We start from the raw sequence: 16656 nt of genomic DNA, 5'->3' as shown, positions 1-16656 counted from the left end.
GCTCGACGAACGGCGACCGTATGGCCGACTCAGCGAGCGACGGAAACGGTCGCACGTACGCCCCCGAGGCCGACCACGCCTTCCCCGACGACAGGCTCAACGCGGTTCTGTCGTTCCTCGACGACGACCCCGAGGTGCAGGTGTACCTCGACGCACAGAACGTCAACCCCGTCAAGCGGAAGGGGTACAACGACCACGGGGCGAAACACATCAGCATCGTCCGCAACCGCGCGCTCTGCCTCTACGACCTGCTGAAGGAGGCGGGCGTCGCGTTCAACGGCGCGGCCGACCAGGGGCTGGAGGAGCGCGACGAGTCGGTCATCGTCGCGCTCGCCGCCACGCTGCACGACATCGGCCACGTCGTCCACCGCGACCGCCACGCGTACTACTCCATCCCGCTCGCGGCGGACATCCTCGACCGCATCCTCCCGGAGTTCTACGACGCCGCGGACGCCGTCCGGATGAAAGGCGAGGTGCTCCATGCCATCCTCTGTCACCACACCTCGGAGGACCCGCTCACCACCGAGGCGGGCGTCATCCGCGTCGCCGACGCGCTGGACATGGAGCGGGGCCGGTCGCGGATGCCCTACGAGATGGGCGGCCGCGGCATCAACACCCTCTCCAGCCGGGCGATCCGCAGCGTCTCGCTCCAGCGCGGCGACGAGCGTCCGGTGCTCGTCGAGATCGAGATGACCAACGCGGCGGGCGTCTACCAGGTCGACAACCTCCTGAAGGCGAAGCTCCGGGGGTCCGGACTGGAGGACGACGTCCGGATCGTCGCGGTAAACACCAAGGACGAGGGCGACCAACTGGTCGAGCGGATCGAGCTCTGAGCGCCGGAAGCAGTTCCGCGTCGATATTGTTACTTGGTACCACAACACATATAGCGGTCGGTGGCGTACGACACGCCATGACGCCAACGAAAGTTCGTGAACGTCTCGCGGAGGCCGACGGGGCGGTCGACCCGGAGGAGTACGTCTCCGCGCTCCAGTACGTCCGCGGGGACCCGGACACCCGGGGGGATCGGTAAGTCACCGTTAGCCGGCGACAACCCGCGCGAACGCGAGAAACGGTCGACTCCTTTTACCCGGTCAGCGGCGTCGTTGCGAGCGGGGAAACACTATGGCAGACTCACCGAACAGAGACACGACCGGCGAGACCGCCGGAACGACAGACACGCGAACGGCCGAGGACCGCCCCGGCGACGCCCGAACGACCGACCTGAGCGGGTCGAAACTGCTGGCCGGACTCGCGTCGCTCATCGGGCTCTGGGTCGTTATCGCCCCGTTCATCTACGGGGACGTATCCGGGGACACGCTCGACGCGCTCGGCTGGAACAACGTGATCGTGGGCGCGGCGATATTCCTCGTCGCGGGCTACAACTACTACCGGATGTCGAAGGGGCTGAACGTGAGCGAGGCCGCGGCCGGCCTCGTCGCCCTGCTTGGCCTCTGGCTCGTCGTCGCGCCGTTCGTCGCCTTCGACACGACTTTCGAGTTGCTGTCGAGCACGGCGATCAGCGGGCTGGTCGTGGCGGCGATCGGTGCGTACAACGCCTACAAGGGGCGGCAGGCGAGCGACCGCCGGACGACCGCGCGGACGACCTGACGACCCGACTCGCCCGCCGATCCGCGCCCCGGTGGCTCAGTCCGCGGGCTGGTCGCTCGTCGGCGACCACGCCTCGTCGACGCGGTGCGCCGCCAGGTGATACTGCGTGGCGACGGCGGCGAACGCGACGAGCGCGAGGGCGAACAGCCCCGGGTACAGCGCGGGGACGCCGTGGACGAGGCTGTTCGCGAGCTGTGCGACGGCGACGAGCACCGGGAGGACGGAGTACGTGAACGCGCGGCCGGGGTCGGCGCGGACGAACGCTAACAGTTCGGAGCCGGACATAGTAAGCGTCTCTTTCCGAGGGTTGGCGACGGTCACTATGAACCTTCTCATCGCGTAAGCGTCCGTTTCGCGAGGCGTCTACAGGTAGCCGTCGACGAGCAGGTCGAGCCGCTCGCGCGTCTCGTCGGGGACCGCCTCGGCGGGCGTGTTGAGCGTGCCCTCGAGCGCCGACCCGCAGTCGCAGTCGCGCTCGTCGGGGAGCGTTCGGACGGCGTGCTCCACGATGGCCTTGATCGCCTCCTCGTTGGCCGCGGCGTTCTCCAGCACCTCCGCGAGGCGGTCGTCGGTCTCGCCCTTCCAGACGCCCCAGTCGGTGACGCCCGTGATCGTCGCGTAGCACAGTTCGGCCTCGCGGGCGAGTTTCGCCTCGGGGATCGTCGTCATCCCGATGACGTCCCACCCCTGGGCCTTGTAGAACTCGCTCTCGGCCTTCGTGGAGTACTGCGGGCCCTCGATGCAGACGTACGTCCCGCCCTGCTCGACGTCGGCGTCGGCCGCCTCGCCCGACTCGACGAGGTGGTCGGCCATGTGCGGGCAGTACGGCTCCGCGAACTCCATGTGTGACACCAGGCCGTCGCCGAAGAACGTCGGTTCGCGGTGCTTCGTGCGGTCGAACGTCTGGTCCGGGACGACCAAGGTCTGTGGCGGCAGGTCCTCGCGCAGGCTGCCGACCGCGTTGCTCGACAGCACGCGCTCGACGCCGACCTGCTTCAGCGCGTGGATGTTGGCGCGGTACGGCACCTCCGTCGGCGAGAACTGGTGGTTCCGGCCGTGCCGGGGCAGGAACGCGACCTCCTCGCCGGCGAGTTCGCCGACCGTGACCGGGGCGCTCGGGTCGCCGAATGGCGTCGTCACGTCCTCCTCGCGCACGTTCTCCAGCGGGAGCGCGTCGTAGATGCCGGAACCGCCCATGAAGCCTATCATGGGGGCGACTGCGGGCCGTGCGGTCTTAAAAGGGGATCACTGCCGGGCCGCGGGGCGCCTACTGGCCGGCGACGTCAGTCGTCCGTGAGCGTCCACGCGCCGTCCTCGCCCGCTATCACGCCGCGGCGCTCCATCTCGGACAGCACCTCGTCGAGGCGGTCGGGCTGGGCGATCTCCATCTCGATACGCTGGACGTCGTGGTACTCCGCGAGGTAGTGGCGCACGTCCTCGCGGTCGAACCGCTCGGCGTCGGCCTTCTCCATGACGCCGGCGGTCAGGTCTATCATGTCCTCGATGAAGTTCCACGGGTAGACGACCCACGTCCACTGCTCCAGGCGCTCGCCGACGTGGTCCGGTTCGAACTCGCTGGTCTGGAGCAACTGGAGCGTCGCCGTGCGGACCTGGCCGGGGTCGCGCTCGTTGACGTACTCGTAGGCGCGCTTGATCGACCCGCCGGTGTCGGCGATGTCGTCGATGATGAGCACGTCCTTGCCCTCGACGCTCCCCTCGGGCATCGGGTAGCGGACCTGCGGCTCGTCGGCCTTCTGGGCGGTGCCGACGTAGTGTTCCATCTTCAGGCTGGTCAGGTCGTCCAGCCCGAGGAAGTCACAGATGCAACGTCCCGCGAACCACCCGCCGCGGGCCAGCGCCACGATCACGTCCGGCTCGAACTCGTCCTCGCGGACCTCCCTGCTCACGTCGCGACAGAGCCCGTAGATGTACTCCCAGTTGGTGATCGTACAGTCGAAGTCCTCCGGCAGGTCGCTCATGGGGACGTGTCGCGCGCGTCGGCACTTAACCGTTTCATCTCCCCGCGGTCCCCGCCGTCGCCGGCCGCGTGGGAAGACCCCTCGAACGCGCGCCAGATTCATGCCGCGGGCGGGCGACTGGACGGGCATGGACACCGTTCGTGCGCTGCAGGTCGACGCGTTCACCGACGAGCCGCTGACGGGCAACGCGGCCGGGGTCGTCCCCGACGCCGCGGGGCTGACCGAGGCGCAGATGCTCGCGGTCGCCCGCGAACTCGCGGTGAGCGAGACGGCGTTTCTCCTCCCGAGCGACGACGCCGACCGCGCGGTCAGGTACTTCACGCCGACCCAGGAGGTCGACCTCTGCGGGCACGCGACGGTCGCGTCCCACGCTCACCTCCGCGCCGACGGCGTGATCGACGCCGGCACGCACACGCTGGAGACGGCGGTCGGCGTGCTCGACATCGAGGTGACCGACGAGGGAACCGTCTGGATGACCCAGGACGCCCCGACCGTCCGGCCGGTCGACGTCGCCTACGACCGGCTCGCGGACGCGCTGGGCGTGCCCGTCGGCGCGCTGCAGGACGTGGGCGCGGACCTGCCGACCGCCGTCGCCTCGACCGGACTGCCGTTCCTCGTGGTCCCGGTGAACTTCCTCCAGCACGTCGGCGACGCCGACCCGGACATGGCCGCGGTCGAGGCGGTCTGTGACGAGTACGACGCGACGGGGGTCTACATGTTCACGTTCGACGCGCTGTCGGCCGACGCGACGCTGCACGCCCGGATGTTCGCGCCCGGGGCGGGCGTCCCCGAGGACCCGGTCACCGGCACGGCCAGCGGCGCGGCCGGCGCGTACCTCCGCGAGGTGGCCGCGTTCGACGGCGACCTCCCCGAGGAGATGCTGTTCGAACAGGGTCACTTCGTCGACCGCCCCGGACACGTCCGGGTGCGCGTCGACGACGAGGTGTGCGTCGGCGGCGAGGCGGCCACGGCGCTGGACGGGACGCTGTCGATACCGCCGGCCGACGAGGACGAGATACTGGAGGCGTAGCGCCCGCCGGGGGAGCCGGCGACGCTACAGTTCGGCTCCGCAGTTCATGCAGAAGGAGACGTCCTCCTTGTTCGGGTAGCCGCAGTCTGGACAGGCGACGCCGTCGGGCGTGTCCTCTGCCCCGGCGTCGTCCGCGCCCGTGTCGTCGTCGGGGACCGACGCGGCCGCCGTCGATTCGTCGGACCGCGATGCGGCCGCAGCCGAATCGTCGGACTCCGCGTCCGCGCTCGCCCGCTGGTCGTCCGCCTCCTCGGAGGGGGCCGTCCCGGTGCGGGCCGCCCCCTCGTCGCCCGCGGTCGGGGTGCCGGTGCGCGTCCCCGCGTCGGGCGTCGACTCGCTCTCGTCGCCGCCGGCCTCCGCGGTCGTGTCTCGCCCGGTGCCGGGGCGGCCCGGTTCGTCACGCCGGCCCGCGGCCGTCCCGGTGGTCGTCGGGTCGTCGGTCGGAGCGGCGGACTCGTCGGCCGGCCCGGCCGTGTCCCGCCCCGTCGCCCGCGATGCGCCGGCGGTCGCGGCCGGCCGCGGATCGGGGTCGGTCGGCTCCCGTGCCGGCGCGGCAGCGGGCGCACCGTCCGTCTCGGTCGCGTCGTCGACGGCCGACGCCAGCGTCCAGTAGAACCCGATCGACTTCCCGACCTGCCAGACGAGCACGCCGACGACGACCGACCCGGCCGCGAGCGGGACGTTCGCCGCCGCCTCGGCCTCCTGTTGCTGTGCGGGGTAGTTGTTGATGAGGATGTCTATCGTCTCGCCGAGCCCCGCGGAGAACCCGTACGCGGTGATTCCCATGCCGACGATGAACGACAGCGTCGCGATGCCCCGGTAGTACGCGGCCCACCGAACCGCTCGTTTCGCTTCCATACTCCCTGTGACAGTATTCATCAGTTAAAGCATCTTTGGCGACGGCGTCGCGGGCGGCCTCGACCCCGTCTTGTACTCGGATCCGAGTTGGAATTTTTCACCCACGTTCGCAAAGTACTTTGGCACAGTCGTGGACTCTCCGGGTACAGCATGCCAGTACTGTCTCTGGAGGCGATCGGGGCGGGCGACGTCGACACCGTCGGCGGCAAGGGCGCGTCGCTCGGCGAACTGACGGGCGCGGGGCTCCCCGTCCCGCCGGGGTTCGTGGTCACTGCGGGCACTTATCGGACGTTCATCGAGGAGGCCGGGATCGACGAGGAACTGTTCGAGGCGGTCGACGTGGACGTGGAGGACTCGGCCGCGCTCTCGGCGGCGGCCGACCGCGCACAGGAACTGATCCTGAACGCCGCGTTCCCCGACTCCCTCCGGTCGGAGGTTCTCCAGGCCTACGACGGGCTCGGTGACGGCGAGGCGTTCGTCGCCGTCCGCTCCTCGGCGACCGCCGAGGACCTCCCGGACGCGAGTTTCGCCGGCCAGCAGGAGACGTTCCTCAACGTCACCGGCGAGGCGCTGCTGGAGCGCATCCGCGAGTGCTGGGCGTCGCTTTTCACCCAGCGTGCGATCTACTACCGGCAGAAGCAGGGCTTCGACCACTCCGCGGTGAACATTGCCGTGGTCGTCCAGCGGATGGTCGACGCCGAGAAGAGCGGCGTCATGTTCACCAGCCACCCCTCGACCGGCGACCCGCGCATGATAATCGAGTCCGCGTGGGGGCTCGGCGAGGCGGTCGTCTCCGGTTCCGTGTCGCCCGACAACTACGTCGTCGACAGGGAGAGCGAGGCCGTCGAGGAGGTCACCGTCGCCGAGAAGAAGGTGATGCACGTCCGCGACGACGAGACGGGCGAGACCGTCGAGCGCGCGGTGCCCGACGACCGCCGCGAGCAGCGGGTGCTCTCGGACGAGGAACTCGACCGCCTCCGGGAGATCGGCGAGCGCGTCGAGGGCCACTACGGCACCCCGCAGGACGTGGAGTGGGCAATCTACGACGGCGAGGTGTACATGCTCCAGTCCCGGCCGATCACCACCATCGACGACGGCGAGATCGGCGAGACCGACGGCTCCCGGATGGACGATCCCGTCGGGTCCGCCTCCGAGGCGCAGGCGACCGACGGGAGCGGCGTCGTCGAGGGCAAGAGCGACGACGATGGGGCGGACGCCGGCGGCGTCCTCGTCCAGGGGCTCGGGTCCAGTCCCGGCACGGCCACCGGCGCGGTCCGGATCGTCGGCAAGCTGGACGAACTGGACAAGGTCGGCGAGGGCGACATCATCGTCACCGAGATGACGACGCCGGACATGGTGCCGGCGATGAAGCGGGCCGACGGCATCGTCACCGACGAGGGCGGGATGACGAGCCACGCCGCCATCGTCTCCCGGGAACTCGGCGTGCCGGCGGTCGTCGGCGCCGGCAACGCGACGACGGTGCTGTCGGACGGCCAGCAGGTGACCCTCGACGGCGACAAGGGGGCGGTCCGCGAGGGCCGCGACACGTCCGAGCCCGAGCGCGAGCCGATCGAGGACGCCCGCCCGGAGACCCCCGTCAAGCCCATGACCGCGACGGAGGTCAAGGTGAACGTCTCCATCCCGGAGGCCGCCGAGCGCGCCGCGGCGACCGGGGCCGACGGCGTCGGGCTGCTCCGGATCGAGCACATGATCCTCTCGCTCGGGAAGACCCCGAAGAAGTACGTCGCCGACAACGGCGAGCGCGCCTACGTCGACGAGATCGTCGACGGCGTGCAGACGGTCGCCGACGAGTTCTACCCGCGGCCCGTCCGCGTGCGGACGCTTGACGCCCCGACCGACGAGTTCCGCGAACTGGAGGGCGGCGAGGACGAACCGGAGGAGCACAACCCGATGCTCGGCTACCGGGGCATCCGCCGCAGCCTCGACACGCCGGACGTGTTCGCGCACGAACTGGCGGCGTTCCGGCGGCTGTACGAGATGGGGTACGACAACATCGAGATCATGTTCCCCCTCGTCAACGACGCCGAGGACGTGCTCCGCACGAAGCGCCTGATGGAGGAGGCCGGGATCGACCCCGACAAGCGGCGGTGGGGCGTGATGATCGAGACGCCCGCCTCCGCGCTCGGCGTCGATCGGATGGCCGAGGCCGGCATCGACTTCGCCAGCTTCGGCACGAACGACCTCACCCAGTACACGCTGGCGGTCGACCGCAACAACGGCAACGTCGCCGACCGGTTCGACGAACTCCACCCCGCCGTGCTCGAACTCATCGGCAAGACCATCGAGACGTGCCGCGAACACGACGTCGACACGAGCATCTGCGGGCAGGCCGGCTCGAAGCCGGAGATGGTCCGATTCCTCGTCGACGAGGGCGTCAGCTCCATCTCCGCGAACATCGACGCCGTACGGGACGTGCAACACGAGGTCAAGCGCGTCGAGCAGAAGCTGATGCTGGAGTCGGTGCGGTAACCGACCGCGGCGACGGGGCACGCGGTGTCCCCGCGGCGGGTGGCTGGCGCGACCGGTCGCCGGCGGCGTGGTGCAACACCTGCCCCGACCGAAAGGGCAACCGATAAACCGGCGTCGGTGATACGCTACGGCATGCGAGCCGAGCCGCAGGACTTCGGCCGGGTGCTCTCCTCGATGTGTACCGAGCCGCATCCGGCCGCCCGTGAGGCCGCCGAGCGCTTCCTGGCGACGAACCCCGGCGACCCCGGGACGTACGAGACGGTCGCCCGTCTGGAGGAGCGCGTCGTCGACGACCTCGGGGTGATCGCCGGGCTGGACGACCCCGCCGGCTACGTCGCCAGCGGCGGCACCGAGGCGAACATCCAGGCCGTGCGGGCGGCCCGGAACCTCGCCGCCACCGACGACCCGAACGTCGTCGCCCCCGAGAGCGTCCACTTCTCGTTCCGGAAGGCCGCGGGCGTGCTCGACGTCGAACTCCGACTCGCGCCGCTCGGCGACGACTACCGGGCCGACGTCGACGCGGTCCGCGAACTGGCCGACGGCGACACGGCGCTGGTCGTCGGCGTCGCCGGCACGACCGAGTACGGCCGGGTCGACCCGGTCCCGGAACTCGGGGCCGTCGCCCGGGACCACGACGCCCTGTTCCACGTCGACGCGGCGTGGGGCGGCTTCTTCCTCCCGTTTACCGACCGCGCGTGGAGCTTCGCGGACGCGCCCGTCGACACGATGACGATAGACCCCCACAAGGTCGGGCGGGCGGCGATCCCCGCGGGCGGTTTCCTCGCCCGCGACGAATCGCTGCTCGACGCGCTTGCCGTCGATACGCCGTACCTGGAGTCGACCGGGCAGGCCACCCTGACGGGGACCCGTAGCGGCGCGGGCGTCGCCAGCGCGGCGGCCGCGATGGACGAACTGTGGCCCGACGGCTACCGCGAGGGGTACGAGCGGGCGATGGCCGACGCGGAGTGGCTGGCCGACGCGCTCGCCGACCGGGGGTACGACGTGGTCGACCCGACGCTGCCCCTCGTCGCCGCGGACGTGCCCGAACCGGAGTTCGCCGCCCTCCGCGATGAGGGGTGGCGGATATCCCGGACCGGGAGCGGCGAACTCCGCGTCGTCTGCATGCCCCACGTCACCCGGGAGGCCCTGGAGTCGTTCGTCGCGGATGTCGACGCGGTTCGGCGGCGACGAAACGTCAACACTTAGGGTGCTACGTACGAGGGGTCGACCGTGACTGGACTGGTCCCCACGGCGTCCCCCGCCGGCGCGACCGCGGTCCCCGCGGCCGGCATCGCCTCCGAACTGTTCGGCCCGGACTTCAGCGCGTTCAGGGCCGCCGTCGAGACCGCGACCGGCGTGAGCGGGCTGGTTCTGATCCTCGTCTACTCGTTTCTCATCGCGTTCGTGCTCCCGCTGCCCAGCGAGATCGTGCTCATCCCCGGCTACGCGGGGATGGGGCTCATGGTGCCCGACGCCGTCGAGTTCGGGCTGCTCATCTTCATCAGCGGCGTCGGCAAGGCCGCGGGGAGCGTCCTCGCCTTCCACCTCGGGCAGGAGGCCAAGCAGTCCGGGCCGGTGATCCGGTTCCTCCGGAACTCCCGGTTCGACGTGGTGTCGTGGTCGGAGAAGCGGACGGTCGAACTCGCCCGCGAGTACGGCTACGCGGGGCTGGCGCTGGCGCTCTGTGTCCCCGGCTTCCCCGACACCATCTCGATCTACGCCTTCGCCGTGCTCGAACGCGACTACTACCGCTTCGCGCTGGCCACGTTCGCCGGGAGCGTCGGCCGCCTGCTCGTCACGATGGGCGGTATCGGCGTCGGCACCTCCGTCCTCGGGCTGTGACCGGCGGTCCAGACGGGCGGACGCCGTCCGTCCTGCCCCCGCGCTCCAAAGCGCTTATTCCGCCGCTGGGCCAACCGGCGGGCGTGTTCCGAACGGCCCGCCGTCGGCCTCGTTCCATGCCTCCGTAGCGGGGACGCCGGGTGGACCGCCGCGCTCGGGCCGGTCATGCGGCCGCCGCGCGGCGCGCAAACCCGCGACCGCGACCGCACCGCCCGCGTAGCGACGCCGTCACCGATACCCATGCACACGACCGAGATCGGCGGGTTTTACACCCGCACCGGAGAGAGGGCATAGTATGAGTCACGAGCAGTTCCCAACGGACGACCCCGCGGTGGTGACCTGCGGGCTGCCGTACGCCAACGGCGACCTGCACATCGGTCACCTGCGGACGTACGTCGGGGGCGACGCGTTCGCGCGCTCCCTCGAAAAGCTCGGCCAGGAGACCGCGCTCGTCAGCGGCTCGGACATGCACGGCACGCCGATCGTCGTCAACGCCGAGCAGGAGGGCGTCGACCCCGAGTCGTTCGCGCTCGACTGGCACGAGCAGTACGCCGAGACGTTCCCCAAGTTCGCCATCGACTTCGACAACTACGGCCACACCCACGACGAGACGAACACCGAGTTGACCCTCGACATCGTCGAGAAGCTCGACGAGGAAGGGTACGTGTACGAGAAGGAGATCAAGGTCGCCTGGGACCCCGAGGAGGACCAGCCCCTCCCGGACCGGTACGTCGAGGGGACCTGCCCGTACTGCGGCGCGACGGCCCGCGGCGACGAGTGCGACGAGGGCTGTGGCCGCCACCTCGAACCGGGCGAGATAGAGGACCCGACGAGCACGATCACCGGCAACCCGGCGGAGTACCGGGACCGGACCCACAAGTTCTTCCGCGTCTCGGAGCTGTCCGACTACCTCTCCGGGTTCCTCGACCGGCTGGAGGGCACGGACAACGCCCGCAACCAGCCCCGCCAGTGGATCGAGGACGGCCTCCAGGACTGGTGTATCACCCGCGACCTGGACTGGGGGATCGACTACCCGGGCGACGACGACCTCGTCCTGTACGTCTGGGTCGACGCGCCCATCGAGTACGTCGCCTCGACCAAGCAGTACAGTGACCGCGTCGGGGCCGACGAGTACGACTGGGAGGAGGTCTGGCAGGAGTCGGGCGAGATCGTCCACGTGATCGGCCGCGACATCATCCAGCACCACACCATCTTCTGGCCGGCGATGCTCCGCGTCGCCGAGTACCAGGAGCCCCGCGCGGTCATGGCGAGCGGCTTCATGACGCTGAACGGCGACGGCTTCTCCACCTCCCGGAACCGCGCGGTGTGGGCCCGTGAGTATCTCGACGAGGGGTTCCACGAGGACCTCCTGCGGTACTACCTCGCCACGAACGGCGGGTTCCAGCAGGACGTCGACTTCTCTTGGGAGAAGTTCCGGGACCGGGTCAACGGCGAACTCGTCGGCACCGTCGGCAACTTCTGGTACCGGAGCATGCTGTTTGCCCACCGGAACTACGGCGGCACGCCCGACGCCGACCTCTCCGGGGAGGTCCGCGACCGCATCGAGGACGCCGTCGACGAGTTCGGCGCGGCCGTCAACGACTACTCGCCGCGGGAGGCGAGCGAGGCCGCCGTCGACCTGGCGCGCTTTGGCAACGAGTACATCCAGCGCAACGAGCCCTGGAAGCTCGTCGACGACGCGCCCGACGAGGCGGCCCAGGTGATCCGCGACTGCGTCCAGGTCGCCAAGGCCGTCGGCCTCCTCATGCAGCCGTTCACGCCCAGCAAGGCTGAGGCGCTCTGGGACCAGCTCGGCGAGGACGGCGACGTCGGCGAGGCCACCGTCGAGGCCGCGCTCGAACCGCCGGCCGACGAGTTCGCGGAGCCCGCGGAGCTGTTCGAGTCCATCGAGGACGAGCGGGTCGACGAACTGAACGAGAAGCTCGAAGCTCGCGTGGAGGCGGCGACCGAAAGCGACGAGGGGGAGGCCGCCGAAGGCGACGACATGAGCGACGACGACGCCGAGGTCGAACCGCTGGCCGACGAGCGCATCGGCTTCGAGGAGTTCCAGGAACTGGACATGCGCGTCGGCCGCATCGAAAGCGCCGAGGGTATCGACGGGGCGGACGAACTCGTCCGTCTGGAGGTCGACGTGGGGACGGAGACCCGCCAGATCGTCGCCGGGCTGAAACAGCTCCACGACGTCGACGCCCTGCCCGGGACGAAGGTGGTCGTCCTCGTCAACCTGGAGAAGGCGGAGCTGTTCGGGGTCGAGAGCAACGGCATGGTGCTTGCCGCCGGCGACCAAGCCGACCTGCTCACGACCCACGAGGACGCCGAACCGGGCACGACGATCCGGTAGGTCGGGGAACGCGACCGCCGCCGGCCCCGACGAGCGCTCAGATGTCGTCGACCAGGTCGGCGAACTTCTCCGTTTCCTCGATGGGGATCGTCTCGGTCCGGAGGCCGTGGCGGCCGATCGCGAGCGCCGTCCGGTAGGCGGCGTCGCGGTCCGCCGCGTCTATCGTGACGAGGAAGTCGTACTCGCCGAGCGCCGCGTACGACTCAGCGAGTTCGACGTCGCGCTCCCCTATCTCGGTCCGGATCTCCCCCCACAGCGTCGCGAGGTCCTGGACGTTCTGGAACTCCGCGTCGTCGACGGTGACGAGGACGGCGAACTGCGGCATGTCCGCCCTGCAACGGCGACCGGCAAAACGGTTCGCCCGACGGCGCGGGCGGAACACCGTGCTTTTTGGCGCGGACAGGCGTACCGAAACGCATGCGAAACGCGAAGATCGTCTGTACCCTCGGCCCGGCCTCCGAGACCCGGTCTACGATCCGTGAACTGGCCGACGCGGGGATGTCCGTCGCGCGCCTGAACGCGAGCCACGGCTCGCGGGAGGACCGCGCGTCGGTCATCGACCGCATCCGGCAGGTCGACGACGCGACCGCGGACCCCCTCGCCGCGATGGTCGACCTGCAGGGCCCGGAGATCCGCACCGCGCCGCTCGACGACGCGATCCACCTCGCCGAGGACACCGAGGTGCGCTTCGTCGAGGGGGACCACGCGACCCCCGAGGAGGTCGGCCTCTCCCTGCCCATCCAGGGCGTCGGCGAGGGCGACCGTATCCTGCTCGACGACGGGCGGATCCAGACGACCGTGCTGCGGACGGAGGGCGACGCCGTCATCGCGCGCGTCGACGACGGCGGCGAACTCCCCGGCCGGAAGGGCGTCAACATCCCCGGCGTCGACCTGGACCTCGATGTCGTCACCGAAAACGACCGGAAGGACCTCGAACTGGCGGCCGAGAAGAACGCCGACTTCGTCGCCGCCTCGTTCGTCCGCGACGCCGAGGACGTGTACGAGGTGAGCGAGGTCCTGGAGGAACTGAACGCCGACATCCCGATCATCGCGAAGATAGAGCGGGCCGGCGCGGTCGAGAACTTGGAGGAGATCGTCGACGCGGCCTACGGCGTCATGGTCGCCCGGGGCGACCTCGGCGTGGAGTGCCCGATGGAGGACGTGCCGATGATCCAGAAGCGCATCATCCGGACCTGCCGGAACGCGGGCGTCCCGGTGATCACGGCGACCGAGATGCTTGACTCGATGGTCCACGAGCGGCGGCCGACCCGCGCGGAGGCCTCCGACGTCGCCAACGCCGTCCTCGACGGCACCGACGGCGTGATGCTCTCCGGCGAGACGGCGATCGGCGACCACCCCGTCCGCGTCGTCGAGGCGATGGACCGCATCGTCCGGCAGGTCGAGCGAAGCGAGGAGTACGCCGAGGTGCGCGAGCAACGCGTCCCGACCGCCGCCGACGCCCGCACCGACGCGCTGGCGCGGTCGGCGCGCTACCTCGCGCGTGACATCGGCGCGAGCGCCATCGTCGCGGCCAGCGAGTCCGGCTACACCGCGCTCAAGACCGCGAAGTTCCGCCCGGGCGTCCCGGTCGTCGCGTCGACGCCGAACGACCGCGTCCGCCGGCAACTCGCGCTGTCGTGGGGCGTCAACCCACAGTACGCGCCCCTCGTCGACGAGGGCGCGGACGCCGTCATCGAGAACGCCGTCGGCTCGGCGCTGTCGGCGGGCGTCGCCGAGAGCGGGGACACCGTCGTCGTCCTCTCGGGGATGATGACCGAACTGGAGGGCGCGAGCACGACCAACATGCTGAAGGTCCACGTCGCGGCCGAGACGCTCGTGACGGGCCGGAGCGTCGTCGGCGGGCGCGTCGCCGGGCCGGTCGCCCACTCCGCTGACGGCGACCTCTCCGAGGTGCCCGAGGGCGCGATCCTCTCGCTCGGCGAGGGCTTCGACGGCGAGTTCGACGGCGACGCCGCGAAGCTCGGCGGCATCGTCGACGCCGCGCCCGGGATGACCGGCTACCCGGCGATGGTGGCCCGGGAACTCGGCATCCCGATGATAAGCGCCGCGTCGCTGTCGGTCGACGACGGGACGCTCGTGACGCTGGACGCCGAGCGCGGCGTCGTCTACGAGGGCGACGTCGAGGCGGCCCAGGCCGACCGGCCGCGCTGAGACGGCCGCCGACCCGACCGGCGGATTTTTGCGTTCCCGTGACCGACTACCCCTATGGTCGACGACCGCGCTTCGGAGCGCGACGACGGGGACGGGTCGCCCGAGCCCGGCGAACGAGCGCCGGACGGCGAGGACCGGATGAATGCGGCCCCCGACGATGACGAGTGGCGGTTCGGGGTGGACGAGGTCAGCGAGGACGGCGTCGTCGACGACCGCGACCCGATCGAACCGGAGGCGGTGTCGCTGGAAAACGCCGCCTTCGTGCTGTTGGGCGCGCTCGTCACGCTCGGGGTCATCGCCCGCGTGGTGATGGTGTTCGCCCCCTGACCGGCGACGCCGCATGTCGACGGCGCCCGCGCCGCCTGCAAAAATGTTAATCAGTCACGAGCCATACCACCCCACATGGCTCTCACGCTACTGCAGCTCCTCGGCGACGGGGGCAGCCTCCCGCTGCTCCTGACGGTCGCCGGGTTCGCCCTCGTCATCCTCGAGGCGTTCGCCCCGGGCGCTCACTTCATCGTTCTCGGCGTTGCCCTGCTCGTCGCGGGGTTGCTCGGGCTCGCGCTGGGGAGCCTCGCGACGCCGCTCGTGCTCGCGGGGCTGGTGTTCGGCGTCGGCGCGGTGACGCTTTTCGTCTACCGGGAGTTCGACTTCTACGGCGGGAAGGAGGCCGGCCGGACCAGCGACTCGGACTCGCTGTCGGGCAAGGTCGGCCGCGTCACCGCGCGCGTCACCGAGACCGGCGGCGAGGTGAAACTGCAGGACGCCGGCTTCAACCCCTACTACCAGGCCCGGAGCCTTGACGGGGAGATCGCGGAGGGCGAGGAGGTGATCGTCGTCGACCCCGGCGGCGGCAACGTCGTCACCGTCCAGTCGCTGGAAGCCGACCACCGCGACGACATCGACCGGGAACTCGCCCGTGAGCGGTCGGACCCCGCCGAGCGAACCGCGCCGGACGGGAACGGCCAGGACGCGGCCGACGCCGACGGCGATACCGGCACGGTGGACGACACGGCGACGGACGCGGCGGGGGACGACACGAACACGGACACCGAGACCGAGCCGACGGGCTGACCACGACCGCACACACGGGAACGCTTTTTACATCAGTGCCCCAAGGGAAGGTTATGTGGTATCACACCATCCTCCAGGTGACACCGACGTTGACGGTCGTGGCGTTGCTGTTCCTGGTACTTGCCGTCGTGACCGTGTACAGCATGGTCGAGATCGTCGACGCGACCGAGAAGCGCGCGTTGACGGTGTTCGGCGAGTACCGGAAACTGCTCGAACCGGGTATCAACATCGTCCCGCCGTTCGTCAGCAACACGCACCGCTTCGACATGCGGACCCAGACCCTGGACGTTCCCCGCCAGGAAGCGATCACGCGCGACAACTCCCCGGTGACGGCCGACGCCGTCGTCTACATCAAAGTGATGGACGCCAAGAAGGCGTTCCTCGAGGTCGAGAACTACAAGCGCGCCGTCTCGAACCTCGCACAGACGACGCTGCGTGCCGTCCTGGGCGACATGGAACTCGACGACACGCTCAACAAACGCCAGCAGATCAACTCGAAGATCCGCATGGAACTCGACGAACCCACCGACGAGTGGGGGATCCGCGTCGAGAGCGTCGAGGTCCGCGAGGTCAACCCCTCGAAGGACGTCCAGCAGGCGATGGAGCAACAGACGTCCGCGGAGCGTCGCCGCCGCGCCATGATCCTCGAAGCGCAGGGTGAACGCCGCAGCGCCGTCGAGAAGGCCGAGGGTGACAAGCAGTCCAACATCATCCGCGCGCAGGGGGAGAAACAGAGCCAGATCCTCGAAGCGCAGGGTGACGCCATCTCCACGGTCCTGCGCGCGAAGTCCGCCGAGTCGATGGGCGAGCGCGCGGTCATCGACAAGGGAATGGAGACGCTGGAGGCCATCGGTCAGGGCGAGTCGACGACGTTCGTCCTGCCACAGGAGCTTTCCTCGATGCTCGGCCGGTACGGCAAGCACCTCACCGGCAGCGACGTGCGGGACAACGGCGACGACCTGAACAGCCTCGAGTTCGACTCCGAGACCCGGCAGATGCTCGGCCTCGACGACATCGACGAGATCCTCGGCCAGATCGACGAGGAGGCCCAGATGGACATCGAGGCGATGGAGCAGGAGGCCGAGGCGATAAAGCAGGGGGAGGATTCGGCCAACATCCGCGACCCCGACGAGGTCATCGAGGACATGGACGGGAACTTCAACGCCGACGGCGGCACGGACGGCGAGGCGCCTCCGGAGGGCGGCGACGCCGACGGCGAAACGAACTCCGACTAGCGAAGG

General features: G+C 70.0%; 16 protein-coding genes. 11 read left to right on the top strand and 5 right to left on the bottom strand.

Translation table 11 applies throughout. From position 1 onward, the window contains the following. Window positions 1-20: 20 nt before the first annotated feature. The gene (locus EYW40_RS02105; RefSeq protein ID WP_135819967.1) at window positions 21-833 is read left to right on the top strand and encodes an HD domain-containing protein; all 813 of its coding nucleotides are present in this window, start codon (window positions 21-23) and stop codon (window positions 831-833) included. Between the two features lie 289 nt (window positions 834-1122). Further along, window positions 1123-1608, top strand: coding sequence for an SPW repeat protein (locus EYW40_RS02100; RefSeq protein ID WP_135819966.1), 486 nt, complete (start codon window positions 1123-1125; stop codon window positions 1606-1608). 36 nt (window positions 1609-1644) lie between these two features. On the opposite strand, the gene EYW40_RS02095 is transcribed toward EYW40_RS02100, so the two are convergent. From EYW40_RS02095 to EYW40_RS02085, 3 genes are all read right to left on the bottom strand, one after another. Next, on the bottom strand, window positions 1645-1893 hold the full coding sequence (locus EYW40_RS02095; protein WP_135819965.1) for a hypothetical protein: 249 nt from the start codon (window positions 1891-1893) through the stop codon (window positions 1645-1647). A gap of 78 nt (window positions 1894-1971) precedes the next feature. Further along, entirely contained in the window at window positions 1972-2817 is an 846-nt protein-coding gene (mtnP, locus tag EYW40_RS02090) for an S-methyl-5'-thioadenosine phosphorylase (RefSeq protein ID WP_135819964.1), read from the bottom strand. A 74-nt stretch (window positions 2818-2891) separates the two neighbouring features. Further along, window positions 2892-3587 carry a phosphoribosyltransferase gene (locus EYW40_RS02085; protein WP_135819963.1) on the bottom strand — a complete coding sequence of 232 codons (696 nt, stop codon included), beginning with the start codon at window positions 3585-3587 and terminating at the stop codon, window positions 2892-2894. 127 nt (window positions 3588-3714) lie between these two features. Here EYW40_RS02085 and EYW40_RS02080 point away from each other — a divergent pair, with 127 nt between their 5' ends. Continuing rightward, window positions 3715-4617, top strand: a complete 903-nt coding sequence (locus EYW40_RS02080) for a PhzF family phenazine biosynthesis protein (protein ID WP_135819962.1) — start codon at window positions 3715-3717, stop codon at window positions 4615-4617. Window positions 4618-4641: 24 nt separating this feature from the next. On the opposite strand, the gene EYW40_RS02075 is transcribed toward EYW40_RS02080, so the two are convergent. After that, the gene (locus EYW40_RS02075; protein WP_161973146.1) at window positions 4642-5475 is read right to left on the bottom strand and encodes a zinc ribbon domain-containing protein; all 834 of its coding nucleotides are present in this window, start codon (window positions 5473-5475) and stop codon (window positions 4642-4644) included. Window positions 5476-5625: 150 nt separating this feature from the next. On the opposite strand from EYW40_RS02075, the gene ppsA reads away from it, so the two are divergent. From ppsA to metG, 4 genes are all read left to right on the top strand, one after another. Further along, a complete protein-coding gene (gene ppsA, locus EYW40_RS02070) occupies window positions 5626-7965 on the top strand; it encodes a phosphoenolpyruvate synthase (RefSeq protein ID WP_135819960.1) in 2340 nt (779 codons plus the stop codon). A gap of 132 nt (window positions 7966-8097) precedes the next feature. Then, complete coding sequence (mfnA, locus tag EYW40_RS02065) at window positions 8098-9171, top strand: tyrosine decarboxylase MfnA (RefSeq protein WP_135819959.1); 1074 nt, start codon at window positions 8098-8100, stop codon at window positions 9169-9171. Window positions 9172-9255: 84 nt separating this feature from the next. Continuing rightward, entirely contained in the window at window positions 9256-9807 is a 552-nt protein-coding gene (locus tag EYW40_RS02060) for a YqaA family protein (protein WP_135820610.1), read from the top strand. Window positions 9808-10102: 295 nt separating this feature from the next. Next, window positions 10103-12169, top strand: a complete 2067-nt coding sequence (gene metG / locus EYW40_RS02055; RefSeq protein WP_135819958.1) for a methionine--tRNA ligase — start codon at window positions 10103-10105, stop codon at window positions 12167-12169. A gap of 37 nt (window positions 12170-12206) precedes the next feature. Here metG and EYW40_RS02050 read toward each other — a convergent pair whose 3' ends face one another. Beyond that, window positions 12207-12494 carry a GYD domain-containing protein gene (locus EYW40_RS02050; RefSeq protein ID WP_135819957.1) on the bottom strand — a complete coding sequence of 96 codons (288 nt, stop codon included), beginning with the start codon at window positions 12492-12494 and terminating at the stop codon, window positions 12207-12209. A 92-nt stretch (window positions 12495-12586) separates the two neighbouring features. On the opposite strand from EYW40_RS02050, the gene pyk reads away from it, so the two are divergent. The 4 genes from pyk to EYW40_RS02030 all read left to right on the top strand — a co-directional run bounded on the left by pyk (window position 12587) and on the right by EYW40_RS02030 (window position 16650). Then, window positions 12587-14341 (top strand): pyruvate kinase, encoded by a 1755-nt coding sequence (pyk, locus tag EYW40_RS02045; protein ID WP_135819956.1) that lies wholly within the window; start codon window positions 12587-12589, stop codon window positions 14339-14341. Between the two features lie 54 nt (window positions 14342-14395). Next, complete coding sequence (locus EYW40_RS02040) at window positions 14396-14668, top strand: DUF7312 domain-containing protein (RefSeq protein ID WP_237560553.1); 273 nt, start codon at window positions 14396-14398, stop codon at window positions 14666-14668. A gap of 75 nt (window positions 14669-14743) precedes the next feature. Then, window positions 14744-15415 carry an NfeD family protein gene (locus tag EYW40_RS02035; protein ID WP_135819955.1) on the top strand — a complete coding sequence of 224 codons (672 nt, stop codon included), beginning with the start codon at window positions 14744-14746 and terminating at the stop codon, window positions 15413-15415. 53 nt (window positions 15416-15468) lie between these two features. Further along, the gene (locus EYW40_RS02030; protein WP_135819954.1) at window positions 15469-16650 is read left to right on the top strand and encodes an SPFH domain-containing protein; all 1182 of its coding nucleotides are present in this window, start codon (window positions 15469-15471) and stop codon (window positions 16648-16650) included. The last annotated feature ends 6 nt before the right edge of the window (window positions 16651-16656 follow it).

Source organism: Halostella litorea, from assembly GCF_004785955.1.
Classification (GTDB): Archaea; Halobacteriota; Halobacteria; order Halobacteriales; family Natronoarchaeaceae; genus Halostella; species Halostella litorea.
This window is presented reverse-complemented; position numbering and strand designations above follow the sequence as displayed.

Excerpts from the sequence above, each read along its gene's own strand:
- EYW40_RS02030 (WP_135819954.1), top strand. The coding sequence starts at position 15,469 with ATGTGGTATCACACCATCCTCCAGGTGACACCGACGTTGACGGTCGTG.
- EYW40_RS02075 (WP_161973146.1), bottom strand. The coding sequence starts at position 5,475 with ATGGAAGCGAAACGAGCGGTTCGGTGGGCCGCGTACTACCGGGGCATC.
- EYW40_RS02085 (WP_135819963.1), bottom strand. The coding sequence starts at position 3,587 with ATGAGCGACCTGCCGGAGGACTTCGACTGTACGATCACCAACTGGGAG.
- EYW40_RS02050 (WP_135819957.1), bottom strand. The coding sequence starts at position 12,494 with ATGCCGCAGTTCGCCGTCCTCGTCACCGTCGACGACGCGGAGTTCCAG.
- pyk (WP_135819956.1), top strand. The coding sequence starts at position 12,587 with ATGCGAAACGCGAAGATCGTCTGTACCCTCGGCCCGGCCTCCGAGACC.
- mfnA (WP_135819959.1), top strand. The coding sequence starts at position 8,098 with ATGCGAGCCGAGCCGCAGGACTTCGGCCGGGTGCTCTCCTCGATGTGT.
- EYW40_RS02105 (WP_135819967.1), top strand. The coding sequence starts at position 21 with ATGGCCGACTCAGCGAGCGACGGAAACGGTCGCACGTACGCCCCCGAG.
- EYW40_RS02040 (WP_237560553.1), top strand. The coding sequence starts at position 14,396 with ATGGTCGACGACCGCGCTTCGGAGCGCGACGACGGGGACGGGTCGCCC.
- mtnP (WP_135819964.1), bottom strand. The coding sequence starts at position 2,817 with ATGATAGGCTTCATGGGCGGTTCCGGCATCTACGACGCGCTCCCGCTG.
- EYW40_RS02095 (WP_135819965.1), bottom strand. The coding sequence starts at position 1,893 with ATGTCCGGCTCCGAACTGTTAGCGTTCGTCCGCGCCGACCCCGGCCGC.
- EYW40_RS02035 (WP_135819955.1), top strand. The coding sequence starts at position 14,744 with ATGGCTCTCACGCTACTGCAGCTCCTCGGCGACGGGGGCAGCCTCCCG.
- EYW40_RS02100 (WP_135819966.1), top strand. The coding sequence starts at position 1,123 with ATGGCAGACTCACCGAACAGAGACACGACCGGCGAGACCGCCGGAACG.
- EYW40_RS02080 (WP_135819962.1), top strand. The coding sequence starts at position 3,715 with ATGGACACCGTTCGTGCGCTGCAGGTCGACGCGTTCACCGACGAGCCG.
- ppsA (WP_135819960.1), top strand. The coding sequence starts at position 5,626 with ATGCCAGTACTGTCTCTGGAGGCGATCGGGGCGGGCGACGTCGACACC.
- metG (WP_135819958.1), top strand. The coding sequence starts at position 10,103 with ATGAGTCACGAGCAGTTCCCAACGGACGACCCCGCGGTGGTGACCTGC.